Genomic DNA, 12,483 nt, shown 5'->3' with positions numbered 1-12,483 from the left:
GCGGGCGTCGGCCGCACCAGCGGCTGCGGTGAATCGTCAGCGGGTGAAGCGCAACAGTCCGGTCGCCGGGTCGGCGTCGGCAGGCCGCAGCCCGGCCGCACGGGCCTCGGCCGTGAGCCGGTCGGCGTCGGCAGGCCAGACATGGTGTTCGGTGCGTACCTCCTGCACCAGCCGGTCGCCCTGGTAGGTGCGATAGGTCATCCGCCAGATCAAGGAGTCCGCGTCCACCGGGTCGGCCCGGCTCCAGCCCTCGTAACGCAGGTCACCGGCGCGGGCGGTGGTGTAGCGCCGTTCCGCTGAGGGTTCGACGCGACCGGGACGCTGCACTTCCACCACGGCGTCACCGCCCGGGACCAGTGCGTCCGCGATGGCCGCCCACACCCGCGGACGGGTGGCGGCGTCGAAGTGCCCGATCACCCCGAGAGCGACCACCGCCGCACACCGCGCGGGCAGTCGGGTATCCAGGAAACCCGTAGGCAGTACGGTGATTCGCTCACGCAGGTCCTTGCGGGCCGCCAGTCTCGACAGCAGTACCGCGCGCATCGCGGCGGCCGGTTCCACCGCCACGATCCGCGCGTCGGGTAGCGCGTCGGCGACCAGCATGGTGGACAGTCCGGTGCCCGCCCCGACATCGGCGACCGGTCCGGCGATGGTGTCCACCCCGGCGAGCAGTTTGGTCAGCACCGGTTCCACTCCGGCCACATACGGTGTGGCCATGAGGTCGTAGAACTCCGCCGCGGCGGCGTAGTCGTCGGTCACGGCTTCTCCGAATCATCAAGGCTCGCAAGCAGTTCCGACACCAGATGAGCGACCGTGACGACCGCGGGCGGTCGCAGCAGGGCATAGTGATGCGCGGCGACGGGCCGGGAATCGATCACGACGTCGGTATGCGCGGCCCATCCGAGGTCCGAGAGATCGCCGCAGTCGTCGACTCCCATGCCGACCCCGGAATTGTGCGGCGCGGGCAACTCGGCCCGCACCAACAGCATGTCGAGTCCAGCACCGTCGAGATCACCGGTCTGGTGCGCGCCGAGCGCGCGCAGATGACGCCGGAAGACGTCCTCCTTGAGCCGCTGATCGGCGGGAGCGCCGCGTTCGACGAGGCCCGCGTCCGCGAGTCGGCGCCGCACCTCGGCGCGCTGCAGGTCATCCGGCGCCCGGTCGAAGTCGGGTCCGAACATGCCGGTGTCGATATCCAATTCGAGGAACGCCGCCAGCGATCCGAGATAACGCGTCCAGAAGCCGCGCCCGTCGACATGGTGAATGCGGTCGGCGATATTCGAGTCGAGCAGGACCAGCGCCTCCACGGTCTCACCGGCCGCGCGCAGCCGCCGGGCCACCTCGTGTGCGATGATCCCGCCCATCGACCAGCCGCCGATGCGGTACGGACCGGCGGGCTGGTGAGCCCGCACCACGCCCTCGTACACCCGTGCCAGTTCGGCGATCGTCTCCGGACCGGGCGCGCCGACCAGTTCCGGGTCCTGGATGCCGATGATCGGTGCGCGGGTATCGAGTGTCCGGGCCAGATCGACGTAACAGAGTACGTCGCCACCGGTCGGGTGGATCAGGAACAGTGGTCGGCCGGTGCCGTCGCGCAGCGGGACCAGGCAGTCGCGTGGAAGCGGCTGTTCCGGAGCCTCCTGGCGCGCGGCGGTGGCGACCGCGGCCAGGGTCGGGTCGGCGAGGAACTCCCGCGGCGTCACCACCAGGCCGAGTTCCCCGCGCAGGCGGTTGAGCATCCTGATGGCGAGTACGGAATCTCCCCCGGCGGTGAAGAAGTCGGTACCACGGTCGATATCGAGCGGGGCGTCCACCATCCGCTCCCACAGTTCGGCGATGGCACGCTCGGTGGCGGTGGCGGGCGGGCCGCTCACCGTGGCGGGACTCGGCGCACCTGCCGTGGGCGCGGGCTTCTCGGTGTCGGGCAACTCGACCGTCGCCGTCCAGGTCTCGGGCCGGTCCACGAGCGCGGTGACGGTATCGCACACCTCCGCGAACAGGGTGTCGAGCACGCCCGGCGGGAACAGTTCCGCGACGGCGTCCAGATTCACCGCCACCGAATCGTCCCAGTCCCACTGGAACACCTGCATGTCCAGGGCCACCTGCGGCGTGCGCACGCGCTGGTAGAAGTCGCGTACTCCGACCGTGTCGGGGGTGCCGCCCGGCGGATGCAGCCCGAGGGTGCTGTGGAAGACGACCGGGGCCTGGGGGGCGGTGTCGCGCCGGCGCCGGGCCAGTTCCCGCACCACCTCCACGCCGGTGACCTGTCCGTGGTCGAGCATGGTGGCGGTAGCCTCCTGCACATGCCGTGCGGCGGTCAGGAACGTCGGCCGGACGGGCAGGGCGATATCGAGCAGCACCGTGCCCGCGTAGGGGCCGATGGCGTGATCGAGATCGCGAGGCAGGTGTAACCGGTTGAGATACAGCACATTCAGCAGGAACCGGCGGTGCCCGGCCAACCGGGCCAGCGCCAATGCCCAGCAGGTGGCGAACGCGGCGGTCGGGGTGATGTTGTACTCGGCACAGCGATCGCGTAGGACCGCCATGCGCTCGCCGGTCACCCGGAATTCGCGACGCTCCAGAGTGTCGGGGCGCACTTGGTCGAACGGCATCGCCAAGGGCAGCGCCGGGGCGGGCGGCAGATCGTCGATCCGTTCCCACCACCAGTCTCGCTGTGCCTGCCATTCGGGTTCGTCACGCTGCCGGGAGACGGTCTCCACGTAGTCGCCGAAGTGGGCGGTGAGCGCTGGCAACACGGTATTCGGGTCGTCGAGGTAGGTGAACAGCTCGGTGAACATCAACTGGACGGACCATCCGTCGGCCACGAGCAGACTGCACACGATATGCAGGCTCACTTCGTCGCCCGGAAGCCGGGCGGCGGTGATGGTGAACGGCCACGGATCCATTCGCGGGCCGGTGCGCTGTAGTTCGGCGCGGATGGCGGCGAGCCGCCGATCGATCTCACCGGCGTCGGCGCTCCGCAGGTCGAGGTGGGTGATGGGGAGAGTGGCCAATCGGGGGTCGTCGGCGAGCAGCACCTGCTGGGTGCCGTCCGGCAGGAAGATCGCCCGCAGCATGGGTTGGCGTTCCACCTGCCGCCGCACCACCGTGTCGAGAACCGTGGGGTCGATGCCCGTGAGCCGGAAGTCGACATAGTTGTGCGCTGAGTCGTAACTCAGTGCGTATCCGTGCTGCTGTCCCACCCAATACGCCTGCTGCAGCGGAGTGAGCGGGAACGGTGCGGTGGGGTCGGCCTGCCGTGTCAGTTCGACGGCGGTTACCGCGATACCGGTGCGACGTTCGTCGATCAGCGCGATGAGGTCGGCGAACGAGAGATCCCCTACCAGTTCCGCCACGGGCACAGCGACGCCTAGTCGCTGGCGCACCATGGTGGCCATGCGCACCGCCAGCACCGAATCGCCGCCCAGGCCCACGAATGTGGAGTCGGGCCGTACGACACCGGCGTCGAGGTTGAGCACCTGGGTCCAGATGGCGGCCACGGCGTCGGTGACGTCCTCGTCCCCCTCTGCCCGGCTCATCGCGGCGTCCGGGGCGGTCCACGCCTCCGGAGCCGCGGCGAGGCGGCGCAGCCACTCCACATAGGAGGTGAACGCCGTATCCGCGGCCGCGGAATCGAGGACGGTTTCGAGGACATCCCACTGCAGTTGCAGACCGCCGGCGTGGACGAATGCCTGGTGGTCGAGCCACACCTGCGGGGTCTGGCTCACCCCGTGCACGATCGGGCCCGCCCACTCCAGGTCCGGGGCGCCGCCGACCAGTTGGGCGACATCGAGCGCACTGGTGAACACCACCGGCAGCAGCCTGCGCTGCCCGGTGCGGGTGGACAGTTCGGCGAGCAGATCCAGCGCGGAGTACTCGCGGTGGTCGATGTCATCGAAGAGGCGCCGTTGGGTCTGCGCGGCCCGTTCGGCGAAGGTTCCTCCGGCGGTGCGGTCCACCTCATGGGCGAGCAGCGTGGTGAAATCGCCAATCGCGGAGTCTATGCCTGGCAGGGCCACCGGCCGGTCGACCAGGGTCAGCGACAGGGTGAACCGGTCGTCGCCGGACCAGGCGGCGAGCACGTCCGCATAGGCGGTGAGCAGGACCGCCGAGGGCGTGACACCGTGATCGGCGGCCAACCGCCGCAGCTGCTGCCATTCCTCGGGTGCGAGCCGGGCATCGCGGCGGCCGAACCACGGCTGGGCCTGGGTGCGGGTGTGTGTAGGCAGGTCGGGCGGACCGGCCAGGTCCTCCATCCGGCTGTGCCAATAGTCGATCGCCCGCCGCCGGGCCGCGGAGTCCGAGCGGGACTCGGTGTATGCCACGTAGTCGGCGAACCGGGTCGGCAGCGGCGGCAATTCGGCCGTCGGGTCGGTGTAGAGCAGACGCAGGTCGCGGTCGAGGACCAGGAAACTCCCGGCGTCACAGATGAGGGCGTCGATTCCGAGGAACAGCCGGGTGGTGGTGTCGTCCAGTACCGCGGCACGCACATCGAACAGCGGCCAGCGGTCGGGACGGTGCACCCGATGAGACAGCCGCCGCCGCAACTCGGTGAGGGTGTCCTCGCGCGCCTGGCCTGCGGAGGTGGTGAGGTCGTGGCGACGAATCCGGAACTCCGGCACCTCGGCGAGGATCTGGTTGTGTCCGTCCTCGGTGATGACGGCGCGCAGCATCTCGTGTCGCCGGATCGCCAGGTTCCACGCCTGCTCGTAGCGTTCCAGATCCAGTTTGTCGCAATCGTATTCGAGATAGATGTGACAGGACACGTCGCTCAGGCCGAACGCGCCCGATCGGCCCACCCAGTACGCGTGCTGTACCCGGGTCAGCGGGAATACGGCGGGATCCGCCTCGACGACCGGTATCTCGTCCCGACGAACGGGTTGGATGGCGGCGGCGGGAGACGCGGACGAATCGACGCTCGCCGCGGGCATCGGCGGGCGGCGATCTCGCAGCAGTGTGGCGAAGGCGGCCACGGTGGAGTGCGAGAGCAGTTCGCGCATGCGGATATCGGTGCGCTCCCGCTCGTTGAGGATGTCCAACATGCGCGTCGCCAGCATGGAGGTTCCGCCGAGCGCGAAGAAGTCGGCTTCGGCGTCGTCGACCTGCTCGCCCAGCGTGTCCGCCCAGAGGGCGGCGATCGTCTCCTCTTCCGGAACGGCGAACCGCGGGGGTTCGTCGGGACGTTCCGTAATGTCGTTCGGCGCCGTAGCAACGAGAGCACCGTTGGACAGCGCGGGTGCGGCGAACGACGCGACCGGCTCGAAGACCGCCGCCGGGGACTCGGTCGGTGCGCTCACCACCGATACGAGCTCCGGTCGCACCTCTGGTACGAGCTCGGAACGCACCTCTGGTTCGACGACGGTCGCGAACCCGTTCGTCTCCGCAACGCGATCGGATACCACGAGATCCGATTCGGCCGGTGGCACTTCGCCGACGGCAGGCGGATCGATCCAGATCCGGCGGCGCTGGAAGGGGTGGACGGGCAGGCGGACACGCCGGCGACGGCGGTGCAGGGCCGCCACATCGATATCCGCACCGCCGCACCAGAGGTGGCCTACGGCGGTGAGCAGCGCGGCACGGTCGGCGGTGGCGCCCTCCGTCCGCTCCTCGGCCTCGGGCAGGGTGCTCAGCGCGGCGGTGAGGCCCTCGGGTGCGTTGCGGCGCGCGAGCGTGGCGAGGGTGCTGCCCGGCCCTACCTGGACGAGGGTGGTCGGGGCCGCCGCCGTCGCGGTCCGCAAGGCAGAGGCGAAGAGTACCGGTTCACGCAGGTGCCGCGCCCAGTGCTCGGCGTCCAGGGATCGGGTCCTGCGGCCGGTGAGAGTGCTGTAGAGCGGCAGAGCAGCCGGTGCGACCGGGACGCTCGCCGCCGCGGCGCGCAGCGGCGGGACCGCGGCCGCCACGGCAGGCGAGTGCAGGGCCGCTGCGACGTGCAGTCTGCTCGAGCGGATTCCGGCTCGACCGAGGGCGGCCGCGAACGCCTCGACAGCCGTGGCGGGTCCGGAGACCACACAGGCATCCGGGCCGTTGACCGCTGCCAACGCTATCTCCGGGTAGCGTGCCAGCGCCGCGCGCGCGTCCTCCTCGGCGAGTGGGACCGCCAGCATCGCGCCAGGCGCGGCATCGGCCAGCGCCGCCGATCGAACCGCCACCAGGCGCGCGGCGTCGGGCAGGCTGAGTACTCCCGCGACCACCGCGGCCGCGTACTCGCCGAGGCTGTGGCCGATGACACCGTCGGGTTCGATGCCGTAGCCGCGCAGAGTCGCCGCGGTGGCGAGCGACACCGCGAACAGGGCAGGCTGCCCGTAGCGCACGTCGTCGACGTCCTGCTGCGGGGCGTGGCCAGTGACGATTTCGCGGATGTCGTAGTCGAGTAGGGGGTTCAGCGCTTCGGCGCAGTCGTCGATGCAGGCTGTGAACACCGGCTCGTCGCGGTAGAGCCCGGCACCCATCCCCGAATACTGCGCACCCGCTCCCGGGAAGGCGAAGACGATGTCCGATCGCCTCGGCGGTACCTGTGCGAGGGCGATCGGGCGCGGGCCCGGGTCCTGAGCGGTCAATAGTGCGGTGGCACGCCATCCGGAGTCCGAATGCCGGCCGCTCGAGACGGTGTAGGCGTAGTCGGCCCTCGCGTCGGCCGTCACGACGGTCGCGGCCTGCGCGAGTTGGTCTCGGCATCCGGACTCCGCTGCGGCCGAGATCAACAGCAGTTGTGCGCGCAGGTCGGGATCGGGGTCGTTCGACTCACCGTGCGGGGGCGCCTGTTCGAGCAGCACGTGGCAGTTGGTGCCGCCGATGCCGATCGAGCTCACCCCGGCGATCCTGGTGCCGTCGCGCTCCGGCCAGTCCCGGGTGTGCTCGACGGCCTCGAACAGCCCGCGCCTGCGTTCCAGATCAGGATGGGCGGGACGCGCGTGCAGGGTTGCCGGGATGCGGCGATGCCACAGAGCGAGTGCGGTTTTGATCAGCGACGCGATTCCGGCCGCGCTGTTGGTGTGGCCGATATTGCTCTTCACCGAGCCCAAGGCGATCGGCTCGGGCGCCGTGCGGTCGGCGAAGACCGCGGTCAGCGCCGACAGTTCGATCTGGTCGCCGAGGGCGGTCGCCGTGCCGTGTGCCTCGATCAGGTCGACGGCGTCGATCCCGATATCGGCCACGGCGAGCGCCTCGCTGATCGCACGCGCGTGCCCGGCCGCCGATGGGGCGGTGAAACCGGCCTTACCGCCACCGTCGTGGTTCAGCGCGCTGCCGCGCAGCACCGCGTAGATCGGGTCGCCGTCGGCCAGCGCGTCCGCGAGCCGCCGCAGGACCACCATGCCCACGCCCTGGCTGTGCACCATGCCGGTCGCGTCCGCCCCGAACGACCGGGTATGCCCGTCGGCGGAGAAGATCGCATCGGGCACGTGCAGGTAGCCGCGGCCCTGCGGGACGATCAGTGACGCACCGCCTGCCAGCGCCGCGTCGCACTCCTCCGACAGGAGTGCCTGCGCGGCCAGGTGTACCGCGACCAGCGAGGTAGCGCAGGCGGCCTGCACCGCTACCGCGGGGCCGGTGAGGTCGAGCCGGTAGGCGATCTGCTGGGGGAAGTAGTCGGTGAGCGTGCCCGTTTCCGCCTGCAGCCGACCGAGCGGATCCCGCTGCGCGCCTTGGCGGTAGGCGATGAGGTTGTGCTCCAGATAGTCGCTGTGCGAGGCCCCGGTGAACACGCCGACCGCGTCCAGTCCGGTGCCACCGCGGTGCCCGGCGTCGCCGAGGGCGTCCCACGCGCATTCCAGCAGCAGCCGCAGCTGCGGATCCATCAGGGCGGCATCGCGTGCGACGATGCCGAAATGCTCCGGGTCGAATCGGTCCTGTCCGTCGATGACCGCCCCGACCGGCACATAGTTGCGGTGCTCGCGCAGTTCGGCGGGTACCCCGCTCGCGGCGAGCTCCGCGTCGTCGAACCGGGTCAGACCTTCCCGGCCCGAGGCGATCAGGTCCCAGTAGGCGGCCAGGTCCGGTGCGCCCGGGAATCTACAGGCCATCCCGACGATGGCGACGGCATTGTCGTCGTTCACGATTCGATCTCCAATTCCGAGTCCACCGCCAGGTGGCCCCGCATCATGGCCAGCACCGGACAGGACGCCTCCACGAGCTGGTGCAGCTCGCGATACCGGGCCGCTTCGTGCGGGCCGCCCACCCGGGCACGGACCCGGATACGACCCGGTTGCACCGGCTCGGCGAGCCCGAAGACGGGCCCGAGGTCCACGTCGGCGTCGACGTCCACCGACAGCGAATGGACAGCGATACCCAGCCGTGCCGCGTGGAAGCGGTACGTGACCGCCTGACAGGTGCCCAGTGCGGCCAGCGCCATCCCGATCGGGTCGGGACCGGCGTCGCCGCCGCCCGCGGCCACGGGTTCGTCGACCACGAGGGTGTGCTTGCCGATGCGCACCCGCATCTCGGTGGGTGTATCCGGACGGTGTTCGGTACGGACGGTGAACCGCTGTCTGCGGTCGGCCGCGCGGCTCGCGGCGGTGCGCAGCCGGAACACGGTGTCAGCGAACGACATCCGCGAGCCTCGCTTTCGATCGGTGGGCGCGTCGACGGTGGCCGCGCGCTATGGCGTCGGTGAGATCGATCGACACGGCGCCGGATTCGCGGGTCGAGGTCTCCTGATCGGTGTGGTCGACGATCCAGTCCGTCAACCGCCGGACGGTGCCGAGCCGGAAGATGTCCGGCACGGTGAGCACCGAAGTGAGGTGCCGCAGCTTGCGATGGGCCCGGACCAGGGTCAGGGAGGTGGCGCCGAGATCGTTGAACGGGGTGGTCGCCGCGATACCTGGGCCGAGCAGGTCGGTGAAGACCTCGACGACCGCGGATTCGATCCGCGCGCGGGTGGCCGTGATGGTCGGCATCGCAGCGGTGAGGACGAGCTCGGCCGCGTCGCCGTAGTGCGCCTCGGCGACGAGGCCGCGGGCCGTGGCCGCCGTATGCAGACGACCGACCCACTCGGCGGCGTTGTTCTCGGTGACGCCGTCGAGGGGTTGCGCACGCAGTGTCAACGTCAGTCCCAGCGCCTCGGCTTGTCGCGCCGCGTGCAGCAGCCAGTCGTCGGCCGGTGTGCTCGCCTGTTCCTCCGCCGCAACCGATGTCTCGGCGAGATCGCCGGCTGTGGCGGCCGTCCCCAGGGCGGGCGCTGGAGCGGCCACCGGGGCGATTCGGCCGAGGTCCGGTCGTCCGTTTTCGGTCGGAAGTCCATTGATCGCCGGGCTGTATTCGGCCGGTGCGGTGGTTCCCGTCTCGGCTTCCTCGCGAGGGAACGGGTTCGGCAATCGGGAATGGTCGACCTTGCCGTTGGATGTCAACGGCACGGCGTCCAGAAGCACCCACCGGGACGGCACCATGTACTGCGGCAGGTGACGCGCCGCGTGGGTGGTGAGTTCCGCGGTGTCCGCCGGTGAGTCACCGGCCACCACGTAGACCACGAGCTGCGGCCGGTCGTCCGCCCCCGGTACCGCCGCCGCCACACACCGGCGCACGGCTGGATGCCGGTGGAGTACGGCCTCGATCTCCCCGAGTTCGATGCGGTGGCCGCGGACCTTGACTTGCCGGTCGACGCGGCCGAGGAACTCGATGGCGCCGTCGGGCCGCCACTTGCCCAGGTCACCGGTGCGGTACAGCCGGTCTCCCAGCCGGTCGTGCCGGATGAAACGTCGGGCGGTCTGCTCGTCGTCCCCGACATACCCGCGTGCCAGACCAGCCCCTCCGATGTGCAGTTCACCCGGTACGCCGACCGGACAGGGCAGGCCGTCCTCGTCGAGCACGAGGAAGAACTGCTCGCGCAGCGCCCTGCCGTACGGGATGCTGGTCCACTCGGGACGCACTTCCTGAACGGGATGGCAGATCGACCAGATGGCGGCTTCGGTCGCGCCGCCCAGACTGATCACGCGCACCTGCTCACCGATCACCGCGCGCAGCCGACCGGGCAGCGACAGCGGAATCCAGTCACCCGACAGCAGCAGCACGCGCAGCGACCGCAGCCGCGCGGCCGCCGCCGGGTCGGCCTCGGCGTATTCGACGAGCATCTCCGCGAGCGCGGGGGCCGTGTTCCACACCGTCACCCGGTGAGCGGCGACGAGTTCGCACCAGTGGCCCGGATCGCGCAACCGGTCGGCGTCCGGGAGTACCAGCGCCCCTCCCGCGCCGAGCACGCCGAAGATGTCGTAGACGGACAGATCGAAACTCAGCGCCGACAGCGCGAGCACCCGATCGCCCGGACCGATGCCGAAGCGATCGTTGATGTCGTCGATCGTGGTGCGGGCGGCGCGGTGCTCGACGGCCACCCCCTTGGGTTCACCGGTCGATCCAGAGGTGAAGATGACGTAGGCCAGGTCGTCGTCCGCGGTGGCGATCGGCTCGCCGACGCTGACGGCACCGCCAGGAGCGTCGAGCGGGTGCGCGATGACGTTTTCCGGCAGCTCCACACCGGGTACGGCGAGAGCATGTCCGATCCCGGCGCGGCGACAGACCGAGGCAATGCGGGAGGCGGGCCATTCCGGCTCGATCGGGACGAATGTCGCTCCAGCCCAGAGAATCCCGTAGACGGCGACGATCTGATCCGCAGATTTGGGAGCGAGCACCGCCACTCGATCGCGCGGTCGGACACCGGCCGCGATCAGCCGCCCGGCGATGGCGCGCGCCCGTGTAGACACCTCGCTGTGCGTGAGCAGTCCTGCGGTGGAGAGCACAGCCGCGGACTCCGGCCGCTCGGCCACCTGGTGGCGCTGCAGGTCCGTGAGCAACCCCGCACCGAGTCCGGATGGAAGCGGTCGCACCGTCTCGAAATACGGATTCCAACCCAGTTCCGCGGTGTCCCAGGCGGTCCCGTCCTGGGCCAGCCGCCGCAGCAGGCGGGCGTGGGCGGCGAGCATCCGATCCACGAACTCGGGCGGGAAGACTTCCTCGACGGCATCCCACGCCAGCCGCAATCCCCCGGCCTCGTCCCAGACGATGTGGTCGAGGGTCACCTGCGGTGTCTGCGAGACTCCGAACACCTCGTCGCCCAACCAGCCCGCGGCCGGGCCGTCGGCCTGCCCGAGACCGACCCCGCTGGTGAACACCACCGGGTAACGCGGCGCGAGGTCGGCGGTCTGCTCGCGCTGCACCTCGACGCCGCTGTAGGAGCGGTGTTCCAGGTCGGCCCAGAACCGCGTGTTGACGCGGCGAGCGTAGTCGGCGAACCCGAGCCAATCGCCCGGGTTCGGGGCCGGCATCTCGACCAGCGCGGTGGTGCTGAAATCCCCGACGACGCCCTCGTTGTCCCCGCCTTCGTCGGATCGGTCGAACAGGGTGGCGTTGAGGCAGAACGCGTCGGTGGCTCCCCACCGCGACAAGGTGAGTCCGAAAGCCGCGAGCAGCACCGCGGTAGGGCTGAGGCCACGCTGCGCGGCGCGAGAGCCGAGAGCCGTCCAGTGTTCCGGTGCGAGCCGCGCCTCGTGGCGCCGGAATCGGGCGGTGCGAATCGTTTCGGGTGCGACCGCATAGGGCAGCCGAGGGCCGGGCGGCAGGCCGGCCAGCCGCTCCTGCCAGTAGGCGCGATCCCGTTCCCGGCGGCCCACCTCGGCCGCCCGGCGGGCGCGCACGATACTGAGGAACGAGGTCGGCGGCGGTGGCAGCGCCGCGTCTGGATCGGCGACCAACTCACCCCACTCCCGCATGAGCTGAATCCAGCTCGCCATATCCAGCACGATGATGTCGAATCCGACGAACAGCCGCAGCGCGCCGGACGGCAGAAGCGCGGCGTGGATGTCGAACAACGGTCCTGTCGCGGTATCGCGCACCTGATGTGACTTCTCGTGGCGCAGCCGCGCCAAGGTCGCGGCGGCATCGCCTGCGGCATCCCGCAGGTCGGTGACCTCGATGCGGTAGCGCCGCCCCGGCGGCAGTACCCGTTGACGGCCGTCGTCGGTCACGATGGCCCGCAGCATGTCGTGGCGGGCAACCACCGTGTTCCACGCCGTCTCCAGCGCGCCGACTTCGGCCCGCGCGTCGGCTGCCACGAATCGTTCCGGATCGCGGTCGAATTCGAAGTAGTAGAACGTGGCCACCCCCCCGAGCGGCATGCCGGCCTCGCGGCCCACCCAGTAGGACGCCTGGATGGGGGTCAGTTCTTCTTCGACGACGATCTCGGACGCCGCGACGGGCGGCGTCGGCGAGACGGTCTCTCGACGCGTCGAATCGACTGATTCCCTGCGCTTTTCGATCTCCGCGACCAACGAGTCGAGCGTGGCTCCGACGAAGGCTTCCAGTGGCACGCGCACCCCGGTGCGTTCGGCCAGACGCAGGTGCAGACGGGCGGCGAGAAAGGAATCCAGCCCGTGTTCCTGCAAGGGGCGCTGTGCGTCGATCCCGCCCGCATCGATTCCGAGAACCGTTGCGGCGCAACGCCGAACTTCTGTATCGATTGTCGCCATCTCCAGCCCTTGCTCGGCAAACTCAGCGGGC

4 protein-coding genes are annotated in these 12,483 nt (G+C 70.3%); all 4 read right to left on the bottom strand.

The window, feature by feature from the left end:
• Window positions 1–36: 36 nt before the first annotated feature.
• Genes GVY39_RS20480 through GVY39_RS20465 form a run of 4 tightly spaced genes read right to left on the bottom strand, consistent with a single transcriptional unit; the run spans window position 37 to window position 12,452 of the window.
• Window positions 37–759, bottom strand: a complete 723-nt coding sequence (locus GVY39_RS20480; protein WP_159927047.1) for a trans-aconitate 2-methyltransferase — start codon at window positions 757–759, stop codon at window positions 37–39.
• Window positions 756–8,054: a type I polyketide synthase gene (locus GVY39_RS20475; RefSeq protein WP_159927049.1), complete on the bottom strand. Its 7,299-nt coding sequence runs from the start codon at window positions 8,052–8,054 to the stop codon at window positions 756–758. The genes GVY39_RS20480 and GVY39_RS20475 overlap by 4 nt, the downstream gene beginning before the upstream one ends.
• A complete protein-coding gene (locus tag GVY39_RS20470; RefSeq protein WP_159927051.1) occupies window positions 8,051–8,548 on the bottom strand; it encodes an OsmC family protein in 498 nt (165 codons plus the stop codon). The genes GVY39_RS20475 and GVY39_RS20470 overlap by 4 nt, the downstream gene beginning before the upstream one ends.
• Window positions 8,535–12,452 (bottom strand): non-ribosomal peptide synthetase, encoded by a 3,918-nt coding sequence (locus GVY39_RS20465; RefSeq protein ID WP_159927053.1) that lies wholly within the window; start codon window positions 12,450–12,452, stop codon window positions 8,535–8,537. Before GVY39_RS20465 ends, GVY39_RS20470 begins: the two co-directional genes overlap by 14 nt.
• Window positions 12,453–12,483: the final 31 nt, after the last annotated feature.

It is taken from the genome of Nocardia sp. CY15 (genome assembly GCF_009829295.1).
Lineage (GTDB): Bacteria > Actinomycetota > Actinomycetes > Mycobacteriales > Mycobacteriaceae > Nocardia > Nocardia sputi.
This window is presented reverse-complemented; position numbering and strand designations above follow the sequence as displayed.

Bases quoted from the DNA above. Each gene is read 5' to 3' on its own strand.
- GVY39_RS20470 (WP_159927051.1), bottom strand. From the start codon at position 8,548: ATGTCGTTCGCTGACACCGTGTTCCGGCTGCGCACCGCCGCGAGCCGC.
- GVY39_RS20465 (WP_159927053.1), bottom strand. From the start codon at position 12,452: ATGGCGACAATCGATACAGAAGTTCGGCGTTGCGCCGCAACGGTTCTC.